General features: G+C 70.9%; 19 protein-coding genes. 9 read left to right on the top strand and 10 right to left on the bottom strand.

Translation table 11 applies throughout. From position 1 onward, the window contains the following. Positions 1 to 1,215 carry an MFS transporter gene (locus OKJ99_RS25745; RefSeq protein ID WP_326019906.1) on the top strand — a complete coding sequence of 405 codons (1,215 nt, stop codon included), beginning with the start codon at positions 1 to 3 and terminating at the stop codon, positions 1,213 to 1,215. A 77-nt stretch (positions 1,216 to 1,292) separates the two neighbouring features. Next, positions 1,293 to 2,924, top strand: coding sequence for an amidohydrolase (locus OKJ99_RS25740; RefSeq protein WP_326019905.1), 1,632 nt, complete (start codon positions 1,293 to 1,295; stop codon positions 2,922 to 2,924). 275 nt (positions 2,925 to 3,199) lie between these two features. Here the strand turns inward: OKJ99_RS25740 and OKJ99_RS25735 are convergent, their stop codons facing one another. Beyond that, the gene (locus OKJ99_RS25735) at positions 3,200 to 3,778 is read right to left on the bottom strand and encodes a TetR/AcrR family transcriptional regulator (protein ID WP_326019904.1); all 579 of its coding nucleotides are present in this window, start codon (positions 3,776 to 3,778) and stop codon (positions 3,200 to 3,202) included. A gap of 93 nt (positions 3,779 to 3,871) precedes the next feature. Here OKJ99_RS25735 and OKJ99_RS25730 point away from each other — a divergent pair, with 93 nt between their 5' ends. Beyond that, on the top strand, positions 3,872 to 4,318 hold the full coding sequence (locus OKJ99_RS25730; RefSeq protein ID WP_326019903.1) for a DUF1772 domain-containing protein: 447 nt from the start codon (positions 3,872 to 3,874) through the stop codon (positions 4,316 to 4,318). Positions 4,319 to 4,357: 39 nt separating this feature from the next. On the opposite strand, the gene OKJ99_RS25725 is transcribed toward OKJ99_RS25730, so the two are convergent. Continuing rightward, positions 4,358 to 5,254, bottom strand: a complete 897-nt coding sequence (locus OKJ99_RS25725; protein ID WP_326019902.1) for an MBL fold metallo-hydrolase — start codon at positions 5,252 to 5,254, stop codon at positions 4,358 to 4,360. 74 nt (positions 5,255 to 5,328) lie between these two features. Continuing rightward, a complete protein-coding gene (locus OKJ99_RS25720) occupies positions 5,329 to 6,078 on the bottom strand; it encodes a sulfite exporter TauE/SafE family protein (RefSeq protein ID WP_326019901.1) in 750 nt (249 codons plus the stop codon). Positions 6,079 to 6,184: 106 nt separating this feature from the next. Here OKJ99_RS25720 and OKJ99_RS25715 point away from each other — a divergent pair, with 106 nt between their 5' ends. The 3 genes from OKJ99_RS25715 to thpR all read left to right on the top strand — a co-directional run bounded on the left by OKJ99_RS25715 (position 6,185) and on the right by thpR (position 10,501). Next, the gene (locus OKJ99_RS25715) at positions 6,185 to 7,078 is read left to right on the top strand and encodes a LysR family transcriptional regulator (RefSeq protein WP_326019900.1); all 894 of its coding nucleotides are present in this window, start codon (positions 6,185 to 6,187) and stop codon (positions 7,076 to 7,078) included. 90 nt (positions 7,079 to 7,168) lie between these two features. Next, a complete protein-coding gene (gene rph / locus OKJ99_RS25710; RefSeq protein WP_326019899.1) occupies positions 7,169 to 9,820 on the top strand; it encodes a rifamycin-inactivating phosphotransferase in 2,652 nt (883 codons plus the stop codon). A gap of 75 nt (positions 9,821 to 9,895) precedes the next feature. Continuing rightward, entirely contained in the window at positions 9,896 to 10,501 is a 606-nt protein-coding gene (gene thpR / locus OKJ99_RS25705) for an RNA 2',3'-cyclic phosphodiesterase (RefSeq protein ID WP_326019898.1), read from the top strand. A gap of 42 nt (positions 10,502 to 10,543) precedes the next feature. On the opposite strand, the gene OKJ99_RS25700 is transcribed toward thpR, so the two are convergent. The 7 genes from OKJ99_RS25700 to OKJ99_RS25670 all read right to left on the bottom strand — a co-directional run bounded on the left by OKJ99_RS25700 (position 10,544) and on the right by OKJ99_RS25670 (position 19,776). Continuing rightward, positions 10,544 to 11,959, bottom strand: a complete 1,416-nt coding sequence (locus OKJ99_RS25700) for a sulfatase-like hydrolase/transferase (RefSeq protein WP_326019897.1) — start codon at positions 11,957 to 11,959, stop codon at positions 10,544 to 10,546. Then, positions 11,956 to 12,381 (bottom strand): pyrophosphohydrolase domain-containing protein, encoded by a 426-nt coding sequence (locus OKJ99_RS25695; protein WP_326019896.1) that lies wholly within the window; start codon positions 12,379 to 12,381, stop codon positions 11,956 to 11,958. Before OKJ99_RS25695 ends, OKJ99_RS25700 begins: the two co-directional genes overlap by 4 nt. Positions 12,382 to 12,417: 36 nt before the next feature. Beyond that, positions 12,418 to 14,634, bottom strand: coding sequence for a galactose-binding domain-containing protein (locus OKJ99_RS25690; protein WP_326019895.1), 2,217 nt, complete (start codon positions 14,632 to 14,634; stop codon positions 12,418 to 12,420). A gap of 31 nt (positions 14,635 to 14,665) precedes the next feature. After that, positions 14,666 to 16,105 carry a M1 family metallopeptidase gene (locus tag OKJ99_RS25685; protein ID WP_326019894.1) on the bottom strand — a complete coding sequence of 480 codons (1,440 nt, stop codon included), beginning with the start codon at positions 16,103 to 16,105 and terminating at the stop codon, positions 14,666 to 14,668. Then, positions 16,102 to 17,787 (bottom strand): type 2 periplasmic-binding domain-containing protein, encoded by a 1,686-nt coding sequence (locus OKJ99_RS25680; RefSeq protein ID WP_326019893.1) that lies wholly within the window; start codon positions 17,785 to 17,787, stop codon positions 16,102 to 16,104. The genes OKJ99_RS25685 and OKJ99_RS25680 overlap by 4 nt, the downstream gene beginning before the upstream one ends. A gap of 74 nt (positions 17,788 to 17,861) precedes the next feature. After that, positions 17,862 to 18,722 (bottom strand): carbohydrate ABC transporter permease, encoded by an 861-nt coding sequence (locus tag OKJ99_RS25675; RefSeq protein ID WP_326019918.1) that lies wholly within the window; start codon positions 18,720 to 18,722, stop codon positions 17,862 to 17,864. Between the two features lie 94 nt (positions 18,723 to 18,816). Next, positions 18,817 to 19,776, bottom strand: a complete 960-nt coding sequence (locus OKJ99_RS25670; protein ID WP_326019892.1) for an ABC transporter permease — start codon at positions 19,774 to 19,776, stop codon at positions 18,817 to 18,819. Positions 19,777 to 20,033: 257 nt separating this feature from the next. Between OKJ99_RS25670 and OKJ99_RS25665 the strand changes: the two genes are divergently transcribed. The 3 genes from OKJ99_RS25665 (at position 20,034) to OKJ99_RS25655 (ending at position 23,899) form a co-directional block, all read left to right on the top strand. After that, positions 20,034 to 21,110, top strand: a complete 1,077-nt coding sequence (locus tag OKJ99_RS25665; protein ID WP_326019891.1) for a hydroxyacid dehydrogenase — start codon at positions 20,034 to 20,036, stop codon at positions 21,108 to 21,110. Positions 21,111 to 21,190: 80 nt separating this feature from the next. Beyond that, positions 21,191 to 22,321: a LacI family DNA-binding transcriptional regulator gene (locus OKJ99_RS25660; RefSeq protein WP_326019890.1), complete on the top strand. Its 1,131-nt coding sequence runs from the start codon at positions 21,191 to 21,193 to the stop codon at positions 22,319 to 22,321. 201 nt (positions 22,322 to 22,522) lie between these two features. Beyond that, positions 22,523 to 23,899, top strand: a complete 1,377-nt coding sequence (locus OKJ99_RS25655) for a M60 family metallopeptidase (RefSeq protein WP_326019889.1) — start codon at positions 22,523 to 22,525, stop codon at positions 23,897 to 23,899.

The raw sequence follows: 23,899 nt of genomic DNA, 5'->3' as shown, positions 1-23,899 counted from the left end.
TTGACCCGCCGTACCGTCCTGGGCTTCGTCGGCACCGGCGTCCTGTCGCTGATGGTCGCCAACATGGTGCCGGTGATCATCGCCGCCCTTCAGGCCTCCCTGGGCTTCTCCATCGAGGAGGCCGGATCGACGATGACCGCCATGACCGGGGGCACGGTCGTCGGCATGTTCGCCGTCACCGCGATCATCGCGCGCAGCGACCGCCCGCTCGTCGCCCGCGTGGGCCTCCTGCTCATCGCGGCCGGCTTCGGACTCGGCGCGGTGACGATGACGCCGGCGCTCGTGGTGGTCGGGTTCGCGGTCGGCGGGCTGGGCTGCGGCGCGGTCTCCGCCGCGGCGATGGCGGCGAGCGCCGCGACCACGAGTCCGGACCGCACGGTCACGTTGACGACGGTCCTGAACCGGGTCTTCGCCACGGCCCTGCTCGCGGCGGCCCCGCTCTTCGGCACCGACCTGCGGGCCATCCTGACCGTCCTGGCCCTCATCGGCGTGGTCGGATTCCCGCTCGCGGGCGGTCTTCCCAACTCGACGGTCTCCGGCACCACTTCACCCGCCTTCGACGACTCCGTGCCCGGCGATCAGGGGCTCGGCGTCCGGCCCGCGGGGACCCGACTCGCCGTCACCGCCGTGGTCCTGGCGGTCTCGATGGGCTGCTGGTCACTGACCGAGGACATGGTGTACACGATGGCCGCTCCGCTCTCCGAGCACGCCGGTGTTCCGGCATCGGGGCTCGGCCCGCTCCTCGCGGCCAAGGTGGCGGGCGGCCTGCTCGGGGCACTCGCGGCGCCGTTCGTCATGCGTCGCCTGGGGCGCGCCGCGGCGCTGATGATCATCGTCCTGGTGAGCACCCTCGCCAAGGTCACCATCACCCTGGCGCCGGGCCCCGCCGTGTTCGGCGTCGCCCTGGTCCTGTGGGGCATCCTGTACGCCGCCGCGCTCGCCCTCGTCCTCGGCATGGCGTCGGCCCTCGACTCCACCGGGCGGACGGGTTCCCTCGTCAACAGCGTCTACGTCGTCGGGATCGGCGCGGCCCCGTTCGTCGGCAGCCACTTGATCACGCTCATCCCGGCGTGGGGCTACGCGCTGCTCGTCGCGGTGCCCAGCCTGCTCTTCGGCGCGACGCTCGTGTCGATCGCCCGCCGCCACCGGGGACTTGAACCGGAACCCCGCGGGCCCGAACACCCGGTGGCAGCACCGGACGCGGTCGCATCCTGACCCCGGCCCACTCCCGGCCCTCCGCCCCTCTCCGCCCCTCTCCCCCTCCGCCCCTCTTCGAATCGATCGGATTCCACGTGCACTTCGCCGACACCGTCGTCCTCGCCGGGACGATTCACACGCTCAACGACGAGCCGCCCCTGACCGAGGCCGCCATCGCCCTGACCGGAGACACCATCACGGCGGTCGGAACCGCCCAGGAGTTGAGCCCCCGGATCGGGCCTTCGACGGTCGTCCACGACTACGGCGCAGCGACCGTCGTCCCGGGCCTGACGGACTCGCACACCCACACCGTCTCCGGGATGTCGATCGCGCGAGGCCTGGACCTGACGGACGTGGGCCCGATCCAGGAAGTGGTGGCCCGCGTCGCCGCGGAGGCGGGGCGGGACCGTACGTGCGGGTGGGTGCTGGGATGGGGCCTCGACCCGAACCTCTTCAACGAGAGCGGGTTCACCGGACGCGTCCTCGACGAGGCGACGCCCGACACCCCCGTGTTCCTTCGGATGCGTGACGCACATTCCGCCATCGTCAACTCGGCGGCCCTGCGGGCCTGTTCGATAACGGGTCGGGAGACGTTCGGTGACGCGTCCCGTGTCGCCACGGACGACACCGGCGTACCGACCGGGTATTTGGTGGAGTCCAGCGCCGTGGCGCTGGCCGAGGCACACATTCCGCCGCTCGGCCACGACGAGCGCGTGGAGGCGCTGCTCTCGGTTCTCCGGTCGATGGCCGGCACCGGCCTCACCGGCAATCACGTCCTGGACTTCGACCCGGACCACATCCCCGTCCTGGAGTCCGCCGAGGCGAAGCAGCCGCTCCCCGTCCGCTTGCGCCTGTCTCCATGGGTGCCCGCGGGGTCGACAGAGGACGACTGGCAACGTCTCGCCTCCTGGCAGGGACTTCACGGCCGACGGTGGCACGTGGAGGGTGTGAAGTTCTTCATCGACGGGACCATCGACAACGGTTCGGCGTGGCTGTCCAGGCCGGACTCCCACGGTCAAGGAACCGCCTCCGTGTGGACCGACCCCGGGGACTACGAGCGCGCCTTGGCGTACTTCGCGACGCGCTCCATCGCGACCTGCACGCACGCCATCGGCGACCGCGGAGTCGCGTTCGTCCTCGACGCGTTGGGGGCGCTGGGCGACACGGCGACCAGCGCCGCGCACCGCATCGAGCACATCGAGACCGTGCCGGACGACACCGTCGAGCGATTCGTGCGGTCGGGTGTCGCTGCGAGCATGCAGCCCATCCACGGCACCCACCACACACGGGCCGACCGCAGCGACAACTGGTCCGAGCGGCTCGGCGCGGCACGGGCCGCACAGGGCTGGCGTTGCCGCGACCTCCGGGACGGCGGCGCGACGCTCGCCCTGGGGTCGGACTGGCCCATCACCCCGTTCGACCCTCGCGCCATGATGGTCGACGCGATCCTCCGGCGTCCGGCGGCGCGGGCGGACGTGGCACCGATCCAGCCCGAGCAGGCGTTGACCCCTCTGATGGCTCTGGAGGGATACACGACCCACTCCGCGCGGTCGATCGGCGCCGAACACGAGCGCGGGCGCATCGCGCCAGGCATGAAGGCCGACCTCACGGTCCTCGCCGACGACCTCCTCGCCGTGCCCCCGGAGAAGATCTCCGACATCACCGTTCTCGCCTCGTACGTGGACGGGGAGCGGGCCCACCTCGACGCGGCGGCGACGGCGTCCTGATCTTCCCGCTCCCAGCGGGGCCGGAACAGGGACGGCCCGGCCCCGCTGGTTCGAGGAAGCGGGGCCGGGCCGGAGGGGAAGAGGCCGGCTGCGGGGTGTGCACTCCCCCGTACGCTCATCACGCGACAGGTGCCGCAGCCGGTCTCACCGGACGTAACGAGCCGCGATCCGCCATGTTCCGCCACACAGCACCCAGTTGACGAACTGCACCGGACTCCCCGGCCGCCTTCACACAGTGGTCACGTTGTTCCGCGAGCCGTCAGTTCCGCGAGCCGTCAGACCACGGCGAGCCGGTCCACCAGTAGCTCCACCCTCTGTTCGGCGAACGCACGCGGCAGTCGTCCCGCTCTGGTCAAGGTCGCGAGGCCGTGCAGGGAGGCCCAGAACAGCTCGGTGAAAACGCCCGGGTGGACGCCCTCCCCCGCGACCTCGCCGAGGCACTCCAACAGAGCGGCGAAGGCATCCTTGAGGGGTTCCGGGGTGTCCTCCTGCGCGAACGCCAGGCCGCCGTCGAGCTGGAACAGGGCGTCGTAGACCGCCGGGTTCCGCTCGGCGAAATCGAGGTAGCCGCGGGCCAGGGCGGTAACCCGGGCGCGCGGGCCGTCCGCGGCGGCGGTCGCGGCCCGCAGCGCCACGGCCAGCTCGGCGGCACCGTCGAGGGCGACGGCGCCGATGATCTCCCGCTTGCCGCGGAAGTGGCTGTAGAGGACGGGCTGGCTGTACTCGATGCGCTCGGCCAGCTTCCGCGTGGTGACCGCGTCCCAGCCCTGCTGCTCGGCGAGTTCGCGGGCCGTCGCCACGATGAGGCGCTCGCGGCTCGCGCGTTCGCGCTCCTTGCGTTCCTGTACCGACATGACCCGATCCTAGCACCGCTAGACAATCGAGCGGCAGCAGCGCTAGCGTTGCCCCATCATCTAGCACCGCTAGATATCTCAGGAGGGGGCACCATGATCAACGCACTTGAGGTCTTCACCACCGTGGTTCTCGGCGTGATGGTGGGGGTGGAGTTCTCTGTCGCCTTCGTCATGAACCCGATCTTCAGCGGCCTCCCCGACGACGCCAATCAGCAGGCCCGCTCCCACGGGGGCCGGATGCTCGGCGCCGTGATGCCGTTCTGGTACATCGGGTCGCTCGTCCTCATCGCGATCTGGGCCGTCGCGGGGTGGGGGGACGACGGCGCGGGCCTCGTCGTCATCGCCGGCGCGCTGCTGATCGTCAGCGTGGTCATGTCGCTCCTGCTGCTCGTCCCCATCAACAACCAGGGCAAGACGTGGACCGCCGAGAACCGGCCCGCGGACTGGAAGGAGCAGATGAGCCGCTGGGACCGCTACCACTACATCCGCGTCGCCGTCATCGTCGCCGCGTTCGCCGTGCTGGTCGCGGCGCTGGTCTGAGTCCGTGAGGCGCCGAGAACCTCCCTCCGTGCCGCGCCCCTACGCGGCACGGAAGCGCCCGTTCTCCACTTCCTCCACCCGCCCCTGCCCCATCAGCCGGTCCAAGTGCCGCCGCGCCGTGCGCAGTTCCACGGGCCGGATCTGCGGCCCCTCGACATGCGGGCGGTACACCAGCCGGTGGTCGGCGATCTCGTCCGGTGTGTGCGGCTCGCTCAGGAAGGCCAGCAGTTCGGCGTCGCGCTTCTCCACCACACCGGCGTACGCGCCGAGCCGGCGACGGAACTCCGCCGCTCCCTCGATCACACCCTTCTGGTGGGCGGTGCCGTACCAGCGGGCGTCGATCTCCGCACACCGCCGCATCGATGTCTCGAAGTCGACGAGGCTGCTGCCCACGTCGCCGTAGTACGGGCCGAACGACGTCAGGTCGATGTCCGCGACGAACAGGAAGCCGTCCGGTTCGACCAGGAATCCACTGTGGCCCGCGGTGTGTCCGGGGAGGTGGACGACGGTCACGGTCCGCCCTCCCAGGTCGAACACGGCACCGTCCTTGAACGCCTGCGCGTCCAGGCGGCCCGCTACGTAGAACTCGTCCCGCATCGCCGCGTCGACGGCGTCGACCGTGTCCGGCGGCAGTCCGAGCGCCGAGACGAGTGCCGCGCGCGAGCGCAGCGCGTCGAGGTCGCCGTGGTGCACATGCACCGGCACTTCGTAGCGTCCGAGGCCGGCGATGTGGTCCTCGTGGGCGTGGCTCACCAGGACCAGGTCCGCGGGCGGCGCGTCGTCGACGAGCGACAGCGAGGGGTCGACGACCAGCGAGGCACTCGTGCCGCGTACGAGCAGCGAATTGGCGTACGGATAGGCGCCGTTGCGGGCGCCGACGAGCACGGTGACCGCGCCGTATGCCGCGGGCGTGTATCCGGTGGGACGGGGTTCCATGGTTCCTGTTTCTATCGAACCGAGGACGGGACCGCCATAAGGCACCCCCACCACACACCCCCCGGCCCACATGGTCACCCCCGTAGGAAATACAGCACGGTCGTGGTCACGGCTGTCGTCAGCAGGACGCCCCGCAGCAGCCGGGCCGAGAGGCGGCGGGCCAGGTGGGCGCCGGCGAAGCCGCCCGCCACCGCGCCGACCAGCATGGCCGTGAGGAGCAGCGGAGCGGTCAGCGCGTCCGAGGCCAGGAGGAAGAGCACGGTCGCGCTGAGGTACATGGCAGCGAGCTGGGTCACCCGCATCGGATTGCCGGCCGCGGCGTCGAGTCCGAAGCCGATGCCCCACAGGGCCAGCATCAGGATGCCTACGGCTCCGCCGAAGTAACCGCCGTACACACCGAGGAAGAACTGTCCGATCAGGACCGTGCGTGCACTCATGCCGACCGGGCGGCCCAGCGCACTCGAAAGGTGCCGACCGAAGGCCAGGACCACCGTCGCGAACGCGAGCAGCCACGGCACCGCTGCGTCGAAGGAGGCAGCCGGAAGCACCAGCAGAAGACCCGCTCCGACCGCGCCGCCCACCACGCTGATCGCTGTCAACGCCTTGGTGGACGCGGTTCCTACGGGGGCGAGTTCGCGTCGGTAGACCCACGCGCTGGCGACCGCTCCGGGTACGAGGGCGACCCGCGACACCGCGTTCGCGACCACCGGTGGCAGGCCGACGGCGACGAGCGCGGGCAGCGCCACGAAGGTTCCGCCGCCTCCGATGGCGTTCAGGGCTCCGGCGGCGACACCGGCCAGCAGGACAAGAAGGGGCTCCATCACCCGCAGAGCATCACCCATCGACGATCGACGCCACAATGCGTCATCGACGTTCCCAGCCTAAGCCTGTCCCTAAGGCTGTGGCCCAGGATCGGCCTAGGATGTGTCGGTGCGCTACGACCTGGACGACCTGCGGCTCTTCCTTCACATCGTCACGGAGGGCTCGATCACGGCGGGCGCCCGGCGCATGCACCTGAGCCTGCCCTCGGCCAGCGCCCGGGTCCGCTCGCTGGAACACCACGCCGGGGTGACGCTGTTGATCCGCGGCCGCCGGGGCGTACGGCCCACTCCCGCGGGGGCGACGCTGGCCCGCCACGCACGCGACGTACTCGACAGGACCGCGCGCCTCGACAGCGCCGTCGCCAGCTACACCCGGTCCCCGATCGCCCAACTCACCCTGCTGGGCGGCGGATCCGCGATGCACCGGCTCGTGCCGCAGGCCCTGGTCCCGTTCCTCCGCGCCCATCCGGACACCGACGTCACCGTGTCCGAGAGCCGCACACCACAGACCGTACGAAGGCTCGCCGACGGCGAGGCGGACCTGGGCGTCGTCATCGACGACGAGGCGAGCGACAGCGGACTGCGCACGGAACCCCTGGGCGATGACTCCATCGTCGTGATCGGCCAGGCGGGCGGGGTCCTCGGCGGGCGGACCTCACTGACGTACAGCGAGGTCGCCGAGCACCCGCTCGTCGGCCTCGACGCCGGATCCTCGCTGCGCCGCTGGATCGAGAAGCGGCTCGGGCCGCACGCGCCGGTGGTGCGCCACCGCACGACAGTCGCCGACCTGAACGTCCTCGTCTCCCTCGCCGCCGCGGGCGCCGGGCTCGCCGTCGTGCCGCGTCGCGCGATCGACCCCCACCACCCCCTCGACGTATGCGAGTTGCAGGACCCGTGGGCCCGTCGGCGCCATCTGCTGGCCTGGGGCGCGAAGGACGGCGCCGCGTCGCCCGCGGCCGAAGCGCTCGCCGCGCACCTGCGCCGCGCGGCCCTGGAGTCATAATTCGTGATTCGGGATTCACCATTCGTGATCCGGCATACGTGATCCATAGTGAGCTGTCACGAACGGACGGCCGCCCCGGGAGGCAGCGCAGTGAGCGAGCAGTACGTGGTGGGTCTGCAGGAGGTCGACGAGACACACGTCGCCGTCGTCGGCGGCAAGGGCGCGCACCTGGGCGGGCTCGCGCGGATCGAGGGCGTCCGGGTGCCGGCCGGTTTCTGCGTGACGACGGGTGCCTTCCGGCGGGTCGTGGCCGACGCGCCGTCGCTCGACGAGCGGCTCGACCGGCTGGCGCGCACGGATCCGGACGACCGGGAGGCGATCCGGACACTCAGCGCGGAGCTCTGCCGGATCGTCGAGGGGATCGGTGTGCCGGACGACCTCGCGGCCGGGATCACCCGCGCGCTCTCCGGGCTTGGCGAGCGGACCGCCTGCGCCGTCCGCTCCAGTGCCACCGCCGAGGACCTGCCGACGGCCTCCTTCGCCGGCCAGCAGGACACGTACCTGAACATCGTCGGTTCTGAGGCGATCCTCCAGCACATCAGCCGGTGCTGGGCCTCGCTGTTCTCCGAGCGGGCCGTGACCTACCGTCAGCGGGCCGGCATCGATCACCGTACGGTCGACATGGCCGTGGTCGTGCAGCGGATGGTGTGCCCGGAGGCGTCCGGCATCCTGTTCACGGCCGACCCGGTCACGGGCAACCGCAAGGTCGCCACCGTGGACGCCGGCTTCGGCCTCGGCGAGGCCCTGGTCTCCGGCCTGGTGAACCCGGACGTCTTCCGGGTGCGCGGCGGCGAGGTCGTCGAGCGCACCATCGCCGCCAAGCAGCTTGCCGTGTACGCGCTCCCGGGCGGTGGCACGGAGGAAGTGACGGTCGACGCGCGGCGGCAGGAACAGCCGTCGCTGACCGACGCCCAGGTCGTACGGCTGGTGGAGCTCGGGCGCCGCATCGAGGCGCACTTCGGCCGACCGCAGGACATCGAATGGTGCCTGACCGGTGGCGGCGCCGATGACGGTGGCGGCGACGCCGACGCCGAGTTCCAGATCGTGCAGAGCCGGCCGATCACAACGCTGTTCCCGGTTCCCGAGCGCGACGACCAGGAGAATCATGTCTACCTCTCCGTCGGCCATCAGCAGATGATGACCGACGCGATGAGGCCGCTGGGCATCTCCGTATGGCAGTTGACGGCGATGGCGCCGATGCACGAGGCCGGCGGGCGGCTGTTCGTCGACGCCACCCGGCGGCTGGGCGCACCGACGAGCCGCGCGGGCCTCCTCGACATCGTCGGCAGGGGCGATCCGCTGATCAGGGACGCCCTCGAAACCGTCCTTGACCGCGGCGACTTCGTCCCGACGCTCCCGGACCCGGACCCGGCCCCCGCCGCGCGACCGGCCGACAGCGGTCCGCCCGCCCCCATCGAGACCGACCCGGCCATCGTCACCGGACTGATCGAGCGCAGCCAGGAATCCATCGCCGCCCTGGAGCGCGAGATCCGGACGAAGACCGGTCCTGCCCTGTTCGACTTTCTGCTCGACGCCTTCGAGGAGCACAAGCGGGCCCTCGGGGACCGGCTGAGCATGCAGGCGATCATGGCGGGCATGGAGGCCACATGGTGGCTCAACGACAAGTTGTACGAGTGGCTGGGTGAGAAGAACGCCGCTGACACGCTCACGCTGTCCGCCCCCGGCAACATCACGTCGGAGATGGGGCTCGCGCTGCTCGACGTCGCGGACGTGATCCGCCCGCTGCCGGAGGTGCTGACCTTCCTCCAGGGCGCCGGACAACTCGCGGACGACACCTTCCTGGACGAGCTGACGAAGCGCGCCGGCGGACCCGAGGCGCGCGGCGCCTTCGAGGCCTACCTGGACCGGTACGGCATGCGCTGCGTCGGCGAGATCGACATCACGCGGCCGCGCTGGAGCGAACGCCCCACCACGCTCGTGCCGGTGATCCTCGACAACGTACGGAACTTCGAACCGGGCGCAGCCGCGCGGCGGTTCGAGGAGGGGCTTGAGAAGGCGCGCCAGAAGGAAGCGGACGTGCTGTCCCGCCTGCGCGCCCTGCCTGTGGACGGGGCCGGGAAGGCCGATGAGACCAAGCGGATGATCGACCGTGTCCGCACCTTCATCGGATACCGCGAGTACCCCAAGTACGGCATCATCCGCCGCTACTTCGTCTACAAGCGGGCACTGTTGGAGGAGGCGGGGCGGCTGGTGCGAGCGGGCGTGCTCGATGACGCGGAGGACATCCACTACCTGACGTTCCAGGAACTCCACGAGGTCGTGCGCGCGAACCGGGCGGACGGCCGGCTCATCGAGCAGCGCAGGGACGACTTCCGTACGTACCAGTCGCTCAAGCCCCCGCGCGTACTCACCTCGGACGGTGAGGCCGTCAGCGGAACGTACCGGCGCGAGGACGTGCCGGACGGCGCGCTGATCGGCCTGCCGGTGTCCGCCGGGACCATCGAGGGGCGGGCCCGCGTCGTCCTCGACATGGCGGAGGCCGATCTGGAGGCGGGCGACATCCTGGTCACGGCCTACACGGACCCCAGTTGGTCGCCGCTCTTCGTGGCCGTCGCGGGCCTGGTCACGGAGGTGGGCGGGCTGATGACGCACGGCGCGGTGATCGCCCGCGAGTACGGTCTGCCGGCGGTCGTCGGCGTGGACGGGGCCACGCGGCTGATCCGGGACGGCCAGCGGATCCGAGTGCACGGGGCGGACGGGTACGTCGAGATCCTGGAGTGACCGGGCCCTTCCACCAGGGCCCTCACCCCGCCCGGCCCCTTCCACCCACCGACCGAGACACACACGAAGGCACACGTGACCGAACCGCCCGAGCCCGCCGCCACCCTGCGCGCGTTCATCGCCCTCGCCCCGCCCGACGACGCGAAGGAGGAACTGGCCCACGCGCTGCGCCCGGTCTACGCGGCCCATCCCCGCCTGCGGCAGAATCGCATCGAGGACTGGCACATCACGCTGGCGTTCCTCGGCGAGCAGCCGATGGCGGCGATCCAGCGGCTCCGGCAGCCGCTCGGCGACCTCGCGGCCACCCACCCCTCCCCCGAGCTGGCGCTGCGCGGCGGCGGCCACTTCGACGACCGTGTCTTGTGGAGCGGCCTGGAGGGTGACCTGGACGGCCTGCACCTGCTGTCCGGAGCGGTCCGGAAGCAGGTCGGAGCGTGCGGGGTCGCCTTCCCGGAGCGTCCGTTGCGTCCTCACCTCACGCTGGCCCGCGCCCGCCGTCACGACACGACGTCCGTCCCGGAGGCGGCCGCCGCCCTCGACGCCTTCACCGGCCGCCGCTGGCGCTCACTGCGCCTCCATCTGGTCGCCAGCATCCCCGGGAACGCCTCCACGCCGAGGCGCTACGAGGACGTCGCGGCGTGGGAGCTCGCGGGCGGGTCCGGGGAGCCGCCGAAGATCTGAGTCCGGAGGGGCCGACTCGGGTTCAGTGGGGCCTGCTCGGGTTCAAGGGGCGTCGTCCTGTACGTACGTGGCCTCGTCGTCGCGGCCCCGGGACAGCGGATGGACCTGACCGTGGCCGGTGACCCGGTGGTGGTAGGCGGACATGCCCGCGCGTTCGTGGTGGGCGAACCAGTCGTGCAGCGCGGCCGTGAGGTCCTGTTGGGTGCCGCGGGCGGTGGGTGTGTCGAAGAGGTTGGTGCGCTCGTCCGGGTCGTCGGTGTGGTCGTAGAGCTCTCCGGGGCCCTCGGAGCGTACGACGAGTTTCCAGCGGCCGTCGGTGATCATCCGGCCCTGGCCGTACTCCGCGAGGACGACGACCGTCTCCGGCCGCGGCGCCGGGCGTCCGCGCAGCAGGTCGGCGAACGACTCGCTGACTCCCCACTGGTCGTCCGGCGCCCGGACTCCGGCGAGTTCGCACACGGTGGCGTGCCAGGACGCCGCGCTGATCAGGCGGTCGCTCACGCCGCGCATGCCGCCAGGAACGCGCGCGACGGCGGGGACGCGCACGGAGTTGTCCCAGAAGTTCAGGGGGAAGGTGCCGTTGCCCTTGCCCCACAGGCCGTGGTGTCCGCAGGAGAACCCGTTGTCGGCGGTGAACAGCAACACCGTGGATTCCCATACGCCTTGGGCCTCCAGCTCGGCCCGCAGGTCGGCCAGGCCGTCGTCGACCGCGGTGAGCGAGGCGCAGTAGCCGGCGAGGTGTGGCACCGGGTCGTCGAACGCGGCCTGGAAGGCGCGTCGCCGGGGGTTCGTCCAGGGGTGGCGTGGTTCGCGGGGCACGGAGGGGAAGTCGCAGTCGGCGTAGCGGTCGAGGTACCGCGCCGGGTGGCTGTCGATCCACGGGTCGTGCGGGGCCGTGTAGTTGACCTGGAGGTAGAAGGGGCGGTCGCGGTCCCGCTCGCGGAGGAAGCGGACGGCGTTGTCGGTGATGGCGTGGGTGAGGTAGCCCTCTTGGGCGGTGGGTGTGCCGTCGGGTGACCACACGGGGGCGTCGTAGTAGGGGCCTCCGCCGTAGCGGTGCGCGTACCAGTCGGTGAATCCGGGGGCGGGCCACTGGGAGTGGCCGACATGCCACTTGCCGCTCATCATGCACGCGTAGCCGGCGTCGGCGAGGACCTCTGGTGTGGTGGGTTGGCCGTTCAGGTAGTGGTCGGGTTCGGCGTCCGGGTGGCGTTCGCCGACGAGCCAGTCGTGTACGCCGTGTGCCGAGGGCATCCGCCCCGTCATCAGGGACGCGCGGGCCGGGGAGCAGACCGGTGATGCGCAGTAGAACTGGTCCAGTTCCACGGCGTCTTCCTGGAGGCGCGCGAGGTGCGGCATGTGCAGCTCGGGCATGCGGTGCGGCATGGCCCAGCGGCCCTGGTCGTCGGTGAGGACGACGACGAAGTTCAGTGGGCCGGCGGGCGTTCGTCCGGTCATGCCGGGGACCCGGTCGGCGGCCACTCGACGACGTCGTCCAGGACCGGCGGCCGGTAGCCGGGCCCCTTGAGCACCTTGCCGTCGTCCCGGCGCAGGACCCGGCCGTCCGCGTCGAGCTTGCTCATGTTGGACCGGTGGACCTCGGTGAAGACGGCCGGCAGGTCGATCCCCAGCGCGTCGGCGGCTCCGTACGTGACGTAGAGGACATCGGCCAGCTCCTTGGCCAACGCCCGGTACGCGGTGCCCGGATCGTCGCCGGCCCGCAGGGCGTTCGCGAGGTCGGTGAGGGCCTCGGCGGCTTCGCGGGCTTCTTCGGTGAGCAACGTCCGCCGGTGTTCCGCCAGTTCGGGACGTTCGGCCTCGGCCGAACCGTCGAACGTCTCGCGGAACTCGGCGACGCGTCGCATGGGTTCGTGATCCATGGGTTGACCCTAAGCGCTGTTGGGGTCGCGCCCCCGTCAGGGATGCACCAGCACGTGGCTCAGCCCCACCCGGCCGGTCCCCTTCAGCTTGATGCGGACATAGCGCGCCTCGTCGTTGGTGTCGAGGAGGGTGGGGTGCAGGGCCTTGCCCGTGATGTGTGCGGTGGTGGCGTCGGAGAAGTCGGCCGACGTGGCGAGCTGTACGTCGAAGTCGGCTGTCGACGTCGACGCGTCGTTCCAGACCTCGACCTGGCCGACGTGCCGGACGGCGCCGAGGTCGACCTGCCACCAGGCGCCCGGCTCGGACTGTGTGCGGGTGTCGGTGGAGGTGTCACCGTCGATCGCGCGTGCCGCGGTGGCGGTGCCGTCCGTGGAGGACTGGGTGGCGGTGCCGGTGCGGGCGAGGTCGCGGCGGAGCTGTTCGACCGTGCCGTGCGGGTTCGCGCCGGCCGAACCGGCCACCTTCAGCGCCTCGGCGGGCAGCCGGTCAAGCTTGGCGTGGTTGTCGGTCATGGTAGAGCCGGTGCCTGCGAGGGCAGGGGCGTCGGTGTCCGTCCAGTTACCGGTGGCGTGGTTGTCGATGCCGTAGTCGGCCCAGTTGGAGACCCACTTGTAGCCGAGCCGGGTCAGGACGTTGCGGGTGACGGTGATGTGGCTGGACTGCTCGTCGAGGTAGATGCCGTTGCCGTCGCGCTCGGTGTTCCCGTACGCGCTGCGGTTGAGGTAGTTCCCGGAGATCACGGTGCCGGGCTGGGCGCCCTGGGTGTAGATGGCGCCGCCGTCGTGCTGGTCGTACTCGACCCGCATGGCATTGGTGATGCGGTTGTTCGTGATGCGGTTGTCGCGCAGGACGGACTTCTGGACCTCGGGCTGGTTCCAGCCCCAGCCGACGGAGATGCCGGAGTAGGGCAGGTCCTCAAGAGTGTTGTGGTCGATGACGGTGCCCGCCTCGTAGCCCGTCCAGATCCCTACGGCGTCCGTGTACTCCACGCCGGTGTGTCGGACGGTGTTGTACGACACCGTGTTGCGGGCGCCGGTGAGTTCGGCGGTCGGCCTGGGTTCGGTGTCACCGATGTAGGCGGCGCCGGAGGACAGGTCGGTGAACCGGGAGCGGGTGAGGGTGGAGTCCTGGGTGCCCCGCTCGAAGATCACACCCGCGCCGCCGAGCCGGGTGAAGGAGGCGTCGTCGACGACCACGTCGCGGCCCCCGCGGACGGTGAGCGCGGCGGCGGGCTTCGTGTAGTGGCGGCCGGCGTGGTCGACGGGGCCTGTGGCTCCGGTGAGTGTCAGTCCGGCCTGGGTGCCCGCGTAGCCCTCGTCGGTGCTGGGCTGCCGGTAGGCGGCGTACGCGAAGCCAATGCCGGTGACGCGGACGTCGTGGGCACCGTCGAGGTTCACGAGCCCTTCGGTGGCGGGGGTGATCGCCTGGGAGCGGCGCGGGTTCTCGCCCTTTCGGGGCAGGTACGTGACGGTGCGCGCGGACGAGTCCCACACGAACTCGCCCGGCTTGTCGAGGAGTTCGCGGGCGTTCTCGAAGTAGGACACCTTCGCGTAGCGGCTGGAGTCGACGGTGGTGGTGTCCCAGGCGGGTCCCGTGCGGCCGGTGCCGGAGGAGGAGTTGGTCCAGCAGGGCTTGGCGAACGTCATGAGGTCGCCGCTGACGGAGGCGATCCGGCAGTGGTAGTTGCGCCAGCGCACCCGGATGACGGCCTCGGCGTCGGTGGGCCGCGCCCACTGGTCGATGCCGGTGCGTTCGGCGCCGGTCATACCTGTCTTGGTGGCGTCGCACACGGAGGCGGCACAGGAGTCGCCACGCGCGCGGGTGGCCCGTACGCCGTCGACGAAGAGCTGACGCGGGGTGACACCTTCCGGGACCCGCGCGGTCCAGGTCCCGTCGTCGTTGGTGGACCAGCCGGTGATCGCGCGGCCTCCGGAGAGGACGGGGTGGGCGCCGGGGGCGGCGGCCCAGGTGACACCGGAGTCCTTGGCGCCGAGGTCGAGCGGGCGGCTCAACGTGTAGGTGCCGTCCGCGAGTTCGACGCGGACGTCGTCGCCGCTGAGGGTGCGTGCGGCGTCGCGTGCGCCTTCCAGCGAACACGGGTGATCGAGCGTGCAGGCGGAGCCGGAGCCGTGGGGCGCCGCACGCAGGACCGCCGTGTCGGCTGCGGTCGCGCGGGGTGCGGGCAGGAGGGTGAGCCCCATCGCCGCGGCGGACAGTAACGCCGTGACGGTGGCGCGGATGGCCGATCTCATGCGGTGTCTTCCTCTCGTTGATGTGAGGGGCTTAATCGGCAACCTCGGTCAGCGGCGGATTCCTCACCCCGAACAACCAGTCCCGCAGGAACCGATCGACCCCTCGCTCCCCCGTCACCTCCACGGCGTGCCGTATGAAGTCCTCGCTGGTGACGGTCCGGTCCTTGAAGCGCCGCGGCCACAACCCCATCACCCGGTCGAACTTCTTCTGCCCCACATGGAGCCGCAGCGCGTAAAGCACCAGCGCCCCACCGTCGTAGATATTGGTGCCGCCGAGCGCCTTGGGCAGCCCCGGAGGGCCGTCGCTCGCGCGGATCGCGTCCAGCTTCTCGTACGTGGCCTGCATCTTGTCAGCCATCCGCGACCAGCCCCGCTCCTCGCTGTAGAGGGCCGCGTAGTACACCGCGGGCCCCTCGTTGAGCCAGGCCTGCTGCCAGTCGTGCGGGGTGACACTGTCGCCGAACCACTGGTGGGTCAGCTCGTGGACCATGGTGTTCTCGTACGTGGGGTGGCCGGCCGCGTCGTCCTTGAACCAGTTGGTGCCCATCAGGGTGAGCGTGGTGTTCTCCAGGGCGTCGGTGTACCCGTCGTAGATGTGGACGCCGTAGACGGAGAACGGGTACGGGCCGAACTTCGCCTCCAGCCACGCCAGGTGGTCCGGGGTGCGGGCGACGATCGGCGCGTAGAAGTCCTCGCGGCCCTGCGGGACGATGTGCCGCAGCGGCAGGCCGGTGTGCGAACTGCCGTACAGGTACGTGCCCTTGACGACGGCGATGCCGAGCAGCTCGGTGGGCATCCGCTCGCGCAGCGCGAAGTGCCACACGGTGGAGCCGTCGCCGCTCCGGTCCTTTCCCGTCAACTCACCGTTGGCCGCGGCGACATAGCCCTTGGGCGCGGTGATGTGGAAGGCCCAGGTGGCCTTGTCGGACGGGGTGTCGTTGCACGGCAGGAAGGTGTCCGCGCGCGAGGACTGCACCGCCGAGGCGAATCCACCGTCCGTCCCGAAGCGCCAGCCGGTGAGCCCGGCGCGTAGTGCCTTGCCGTTGCCGTGGTAGCGGACGGTGGTCGTGAACGGGGCGCCCTTGTGGAGCGGGGCCTGCGGGGTGACGGTCAGTTCCTGGCCGGACTGGCCGAGGGTGAGGGCGGTGCGCGCCTGGCGTCCTTCGACCGTGACGGAGTCGATGGTGTGTCCGTCCGTGTCGAGGTTGAAGGCCGACAGGTCGTGGGTGGCGCGGGCGTGCAGGGTCACCGAGGCCGTGAAGTCGTAGGTGGCCGGGGTGAAGTCGAAGGTGAGGTCGTAGTGGTCGACCTGGTAGCCGCCGTTTCCGAGGGTCGGGAACAGCGGGTCGCCGACACCGTCGGAGCCGGGCCGGGGGTCGAAGCCCGCGGCGTGTGCAGGGGCGCCGAACAGGGGGACGGTGACCGCCGCACCGGTGGCGGCGGTGAGCAACGTACGTCTGCTGGTGCTCACTTGGCCCCCTTCTTCCCGCCCTGCTCGGCGGCCTGCTTGAACTCGGCGCGGCACGTGTCGCCGCCCGCCTTGCGCCACTTCCTGACGAGGGCGTCGTAGGACGAGAGCGGCTTGCGCCCCGTGACGAGGTCCTTCACGCCGTCGAGGTGGATCGTGTACAGGCTGCCGACGCCCTTGGAGTCCCAGGTGGGCGAGGTGTAGCCGCGCGTCGGGTCCTCGGCCAGCATCGGAATGATCTTGGTGTACGCCTCGTGGGCGTAGCGGGCCGCTTCGGGGTGTGTCGCGCTGAAGAACGCGGGCGCGGCCGAGGCCAACTTGGTCCAGGGCACGGTGACGTCCTGGGTGCCCTGCTTGGTGAGGACGGGCGTGCCGTGCTTGTCGCGCTTGTGGTCGGTGCCCTCGACGCCGTAGTTCATGAGGGTGTATTCGAGCGAGCCGAAGGGGGATGCGGCGAAGTCGGCGAGCCGCAGGATCTCCTCGACCCGGCCCCGGCCCGCCTTGGTGATGTGGCAGTTCTCCAGCACGGGGTTGTCGCTCCAGGCGACCGCGTCCTTGCCGACGGGCACCATCGGGCGGACGTCGAAGGACTCGTCGATGGCGCTCATCGCATCGACGTACCCGGTGCCGGTGGTGAGGTAGGAGGGCATGCCGTCGTACACGTACGCGGCCTTCCCGTTCTTGAACAGGTCGGTGTACTGGGCCTTCTGGGCGCCCGACATCTGTACCGTGCCGGGGTAGAAGCAGCCCGCCTTGTACAGCTTGGCTGCCGTCTCGATGGCGTGCCGGTAGGCCTCGTCCTCCAACTGGTACGTCCACTCACCGGACTTGGTGTCGTGCGTCCAGAAGTACTGGGCACCGGCCGACATGGCGAGCAGGTTCATGCTGCCACCGGTGAAGAAGTACTGCTTCTTCTTGGTGTCGGTCAGCTCCTTGGCCAGTTCGACGAGCCGCTCCAGGCTGTCGATGTCGTCGAGGCTGTCCACGCCCGCCTGCTTGAACAGGTCCGCGCGGTAGAACCCGGCACCGCCGCTGCCGGAGCGGGCGATCGGGACACCGTAGAGCTTGCCGCCGAAGATGGCCTCCTGCCAGGCGTATTCGGGGATCGCCGCCAGGTTGGGGTACTTCTTGACCTTGTCGCCGGCGAGGTACGGGGTGAGGTCCGCGCAGGTGGAGGCGAGGAAGGCCGCCTTGTTGTCGACGCCGCCGGTCTCCGGGTACATGAAGATGTCGGGGAGTTGGTCACCGGCGACCATGGTGGAGAACTTCGCCGGGTAGTCGTCGGCCGGCACGGCCGTGAAGTCGACCTTGGTGCCCAGCAGCTTCTCGATTTCCCGCCAGGCGACGTTCTTGCCGCGCTCCGGGGGCAGCGGGGCGAAGGTCTCGGTGACCGCGGTGATCTTCTTGGCCCCCTTGAGCGGGGTGCCCTTGGTGGCGCGGGCCATCTCGGTGGGGTACTTCAGGAAGGCGGCGGGCACGCCCGCGGCGGTGCCGGGCAGGTCGGCCTCGATGCCGATGTTGCGGATGGCGGTGGCAGGCAGCAGCTTGGCGCTCTTGGCCTCCGCCTTGGCGGCCGTGCCGCCGTCGCCGCACGCGGCGAGCAGGGGCGCGGCGGCGACGCCGAGCCCGGCGCCCACACCCCAGCGGAGCATGGTGCGGCGGTTAAGGGTCGTGGTGCCGGGCATGCGAAGTCTCCTCAACGTGAAGGGGCACACGGGAAGTCGGGGGGTGGCGGCCGGTGTGCGGGCCCTGGGGCGTCTCAGCCCTTGACGGCGCCGGTGAGGACGCCCTTGGTGAAGTAGCGCTGGAGGAACGGGTAGACGAGCAGGATCGGCACGACCGCGATCACGAGCACGGCCATCTGCACGGCCTGCTGCGGGGCTATCGCCTCACCGGCCGCGGCCGTGTCGAGGTTCTGTCCCTGGAGGATGAAGGTGCGCAGCACCATGGGCAGCGGCCACTTGTCGTTGTCGCCGAGGTAGAGCAGGGCGTTGAAGTACGCGTTCCAGTAGGCGACCGCGTAGAAGAGGCCGACGACGGCGATGACCGCCTTCGACAGCGGCAACACGACCTGGATCAGGGTGCGGAAGTCGCCCGCGCCGTCGACCTTCGCGGCGTCGTACAGCTCCTCCGGCAGGTTCATGAAGAACGCCCGCATCACCACGAGGTTGAAGGCGCTGACCATGGTGGGCAGGACCAGGGCGGCGAAGGTGTTGTAGAGGCCGAGCTCCTTGACCAGCAGGAAGTTGGGGATGACGCCCGCGTTGAACAGCATCGTGAACAGGGCCGTCATCAGCAGGAAGCGGCCGCCGACGATGCCGCGCCGCGACAGGCCGTACGCCATGCCGATGGTGGCGAGCAGACTGCACGCGGTACCCGCGACGGTGACCGCGATGCTGACGAACAGGGCGCGGGTGACCCGGCCCCCGGTGAAGGCCGTGCGGTAGGCGTCGAGGTTGGGGTGGTCGGGCCACAGGACGAGGCCGTTGGCGTGGATGATGTCGGTCTGCGAGGCGAAGCTCGTCCCGATCACACCGAGCAGCGGGTACGCGACGAGGGCCACGACGACGACCAGGGCGAGCCCCTTGAGGAAGAGGCCGGCCCGGGTGGGTCGCTCCATCCACGGCGGGCGGACGCCCGACGGGCGGAGTTCGCCGTGCCCGGCGTTCTGTGTGGCGGGTGCGGCCTTGCGGCCTGTCCGCACGGCGGTCGTCTCAGCGGTCAGCACCCCTGTATACCCCTTCGTGTCCGAGCCGGTGGGCGAACTTGTTGGCGCCGATGACCAGGGCCGTGCCGATGACCGCCTTCACCAGGCCGACGGCGGCCGCGGTGCCCCACTGGTTGTCCTTGATTCCGTGGAAGTAGACGTATGTATCGAGGACTTCGCCCGCGCCGGGGCCGACGGCGTCGCGCTGCAGCAGGATCTGCTCGAAGCCGACCGTGAGGATGTTGCCGAGGTTGAGGATCAGCAGCAGCACCAGGACCGGGGCGAGACCGGGCAGGGTCACGTGCCAGAACCGGCGCCAACGCGCGGCGCCGTCCATGGCGGCCGCCTCGTACCGGCCGCGGTCGATATTGAGCAGCGCGGCGAGGATGATGATGGTGCCCCAGCCGGCGTCCTTCCACATGACCTGCAGCGCGAGCAGCCAGGGGAACGCGTTCGGGTCGGTCATCATGTCGTAGTGCGGCAGGCCGACCGCTTCGAGCAGGTCCGGGACCGCCCCGGCGCCACCGAGGATCTGCTGGAAGATGGAGACGATGATGACCCAGCCGATGAAGTGCGGCAGGTAGACGACGCTCTGCACGAAGCGCCGCAGCTTGTCGCTGACGATGCTGCTGAGCAGCAGCGCGAGCCCGATCGGCACGGGGAAGAACAGGACCAGTTGGACGAGGGCGATCTCCAGCGTGTTGCCGGTCGCCGACCAGAAGTCGGGGTCGGCGAAGGCGCTCGCGAAGTTGGCGAGGCCGGTCCAGGCGCTGTGCATGTAGCCCAGGTAGGGCTGGTAGTCCTGGAAGGCCACCATGTAGCCGAGCAGCGGCACGTAGTGGAACACCACGAAGTACAGGAAGCCGGGCAGGCAGAGCAGCAGCATCACCTTGTCGCGCTTGACGCGCTGCCACAGGGTGCTGCGGATGGGGCGGGGTACGGCTGAGGGTGGCGCGGTAGCAGTCATGGGGCGGTCCTGTTCGGCCGGGTGACGCAAGAACTGCGTTACTGCGGCGGCAAGTTAGTAAGCGTTTAACCCTACCGTCAAGAGATACGGGCAAGCCCTGCACGGATACACCCCTCTCAATCGGACGCCCCTGAACGGGATTTGTGCGCCTGACCTGCCAACTCGCGGATCAGACGCGCTCTTTGGGTTGACGGTCGTGCGGCCATGTCCTTAGCGTTCGGTCACCTGATAGAACACGTTTACTGTCCGGAGGCAGGGTGCGTACCACTGACGAGGTGTCGACCGGGGCCGAGGCCGCGGCCTCCGGCACCACACCGCCCCCGCGGCGGCCCCGTACGGTTCTGGCGATGCACTCCTCGGTCGTCGACGAGGTCTTCCCGCCCGCCGTACGGGTCCGGCTCGAGGACGCGGCCGACATCCGGCCGCCGCACGTCCTGCGGGAGTTCACCAGCCCGCAGGCGCGCGCCGCGCTCGCCGAGTGCGAGGTGCTGCTCACCGGCTGGGGCTGCCCGCCCATCGACACCTCCGTGCTCGACGCGGCGCCCCGGCTGCGCGCGGTGATCCACGCCGCCGGCACCGTCAAGCCCTTCCTGGGACGGGAGGCCTACGAGCGCGGCATCGCGGTGTCGTCGGCCGCCGCCGCCAACGCCGTGCCGGTCGCCGAGTTCACCCTCGCGGCGATCATCATGGGCGCCAAGCGGGCCTTCCCGCTCGCCCATCTCTTCCGCACTCGGCGCACCCACCGCACCGACGCCGACCTGGACCGGCACCACTGGCTCGGCACCCGCGGCCTCACCGTCGGGGTCGTCGGCGCCTCGCACGTGGGCCGCCGGGTGGTGCGGCTGCTGCGCTCGCTCGACGTCGATGTCCTCCTGTACGACCCGTACATCGAGGACACCGAGGCCGTCCTGCTCGGCGTCACCCGCACCGACCTGGACACCCTGCTCACCGCGAGCGACGTGGTCACCCTGCACGCGCCCGACACCGACGAGACCCGGCAGCTGCTCGACGCCCGCCGCCTGGCCCTGCTGCGGCCCGGCACCCTGCTGGTCAACACCGCGCGCGGCCCCCTCGTGGACACCGAGGCCCTGGTGGAGCACGTGGTCAGCGGCCGGATCGACGCCGTGCTCGATGTGACGGACCCGGAGCCGCTGCCCGCCGACCACCCGCTGTGGGACCTGCCCAACGTCCTCATCACGCCGCACATGGCGGGCGCCCAGGGCAACGAGGTGGGGCGGCTCGGCGCGCTGGCCGTCGACGAACTCGTCCGGTACGCGCACGGCGCCCCGCTCAACCACCCCGTCCGCCTCGACGAATTGGAGCACATCGCGTGACCGGGTCCACCCCGCACGGCATAGGCTCTGGGGCGGGCGGAGCAGGAACGGCACGGCAGGATCACCAGGGGGTGGGCCGGATGGCCCGGCAACGATCGACGGCGCCAGGCGGCTCCGGGCACCGGGAGCAGCGCCGCGCGACGGTGGTCGACGTCGCCAAGCACGCCGGTGTCTCCACGGCCACCGTCTCCCGCGTGATGAACCGCAACTACCCGGTCGCCGCCGCCACCCGCGAGCGCGTGGAGGCGGCGGCGCGCGAACTGGGGTACGTGGCCAACGCCCACGCCCGCGCCCTCGCCGGCAGTTCGGGACGCACGGTCGGCATCATCGTGAGCGAACTGATCGACCCGTTCTACGCGTACATCGCGCGCGGCGTCGAACGCGAGGCGACCGCGGGCGACCGGCTGTGCCTGGTGTGCTGCACGCAGGGCGATCCGCAGCGCGAGCTGGCCTTCATCGAGCTGATGCACGAGCGGCGCGCGGACGCGGTGGTGCTGGTCGGCGGAAGCGTCGACGACCCCGACTACCGCGCGGAACTCTCGCGCAGGGCACACGAGTTGGCCGCGGACGGCGCCAAGCTCGTGCTGTGCGGGCGTCCCTCGCTCGGCGCGGGCGTGCCCACGGTGGACGTGGAGTACGACAACGAAGGCGGCGCGTTCGCCATCACCGACCATCTGATCACCCGGGGGCACCGGCGGATCCTCTACCTGGGCGGCCCGCCCGCCCTGTCGACGGCGCGCGACCGGCTCGCCGGACACCGGCGCGCGCTCGAACTGCGCGGCATCGAGCGCGTCCCCGAGCTGGAGCAGCCGGGCGCCTTCGGCCGGTCCTTCGGATACCGGCGCATGCGGGAACTGCTGCGGGACGGACCGGAGTTCACGGCCGTCTTCGCGGCCAATGACATCGTCGCCGCGGGGGCCGCGCAGGCGCTGGAGGAGGCCGGGCTCCGCGTGCCGCAGGACGTGTCGCTGGTCGGCTACGACGACATTCCGGTCGCCCAGGAACTGCGGCCGCGCCTGACGACGGTCCGCATCCCGCTGGAGGAGATGGGCCGGCAGGCCGTGCGGGTCGCCCTGAACGGCGGGGACGAGGACGACTGGCGGGCCCCCACGACGGGCGCGCTGCGCCTGGGCACGCACATCGTGGTCCGCGACTCCGTGGGACCTCCGGCAGCGGCGCCGCACGGCCGCGGCAGCAGTCGGCAGGTCTGAGTCCCGACCCTCACAGTCCCGCTGCGCCGCACCCGTCTGCGCAATCCTGCTTGATTCAGGACTGCTTGGCGTAGTAACGAGCAGAAAATCGCTCCAGCACCTTGCCACCTGGCAGCAAACGCTTACATGCTGGCGCCCAGTTCGCACGCACCACGTCCCACTCGTCCTTCCGGCGTCCTTCGTCCCCTGGGGAGTCCCTGCATGCGCCCTGCCGACACGTCCCACGACCACGCCGCCACCGGTCGCCCCGACGCGCGCCCCCGGCCCGGACGGCGCACGGTGCTCACCGCGCTGGCCGGCGCCGGAGCCGCCGGCGGCCTCGCGCTCACCCTAGGCGCGGGCTCCGCGCAGGCCGCCGCCTCCCCGACCGTGCGCCTGACCGCCCGCCCGTCCGCCGAGGCCGAACGGCTCCGCCTCGGGCAGGCCCTGCGCGCCTCCGAGTTCCAGCCGACGGGCCGCCACGTCACCGCGGGAACCCCACTGCGCCTGGACGTGCAGCCCCACGACGGCGTACTGCCCACCGCCTGGATCGGCCGGTGGGACTACTACGCCACCCTGACCGCCCCGCGCCGCTACCCGCTCAAGGCGGGCGCCAACACGGTCACCGACCCGCACGGTGGCCCCGTCTACTTCTCCCTGGAGGGCAACGGGGAGCGAGCCACGGTCGCGTTCAAGAGCGGCAGCGTCCCCATGCCGGTCTTCACGCTCGGAAGCACCGAAGAGGCCGATTTCCAGCACCAGTTGGACACCATGCCCGAGGTGCCGGTCGTGGAGCTGCACGGCCCGCGCGCCATCGTGACGCTGACCCGCGACGGCGCCCTCCTCTACCGCGACGAGAGCCACGCGGAGCTGCTGCGCCTCCTTGAGCAGATCATCGACGCGGAGTCGGCGATCAGCGGCCTCGACAGCTCCAAGCCCGTGCACAGGCCCAAGGCCGGCGGCTACCACTTCACCGAGGTGTCGGTGGTGCCGTCCGGCGTCGGCGCGTACGCCACGCACGGCTACAACGGATTCCCGCGCGCCTACCTCGACCGGGCCACGACGGTGCAGGGGCTGCGCACCCGCGGCTGGGGTCTGTACCACGAACTCGGCCATCTGCATCAGCAGTTCGCGTACAAGCCCGCCGCGATGACCGAGGTCACCGTGAACATCTACTCCCTGGCCGTGCAGCGGGCCCTGGGGCAGCCCTCCAACCTGCTCACCGTCGACCCCGCGACGGGGCTCAACCCCTTCGAGTCGGCCCGCGCCAAGTTCGGCACGGACGAGCTCACGTACGAGAAGTCCTTCGGGGCGTACGAGAAGCTGGTGCCGCTGCGGCAGCTGGAGCTGGCGTTCGGCGACTCGTTCTGGCCGCGGCTGCACCGGCTGGTGCGCGAGGAGAACCCGCAGTCGGACGCCTCGGACTCCGCCAAGCGCTACCGGGCCCTCGCCACCTGCGCGAGCCGCGTCGCGGAGCGCGACCTCACCGACTTCTTCCTCACCACCTGGGCGTTCCCGATCGATGCCCAGGGGCGCGCGGAACTCGCCGCGCTCGGGCTGCCGAAGCCGTCCGTCGACCCGGCCACGCTGACCGACTGA

The organism is Streptomyces endophyticus (assembly GCF_035798155.1).
GTDB lineage: Bacteria > Actinomycetota > Actinomycetes > Streptomycetales > Streptomycetaceae > Streptomyces > Streptomyces endophyticus.
The sequence above is the reverse complement of the archived record's forward strand: the minus strand, read 5'-3'. Positions and strand labels throughout refer to the sequence as shown.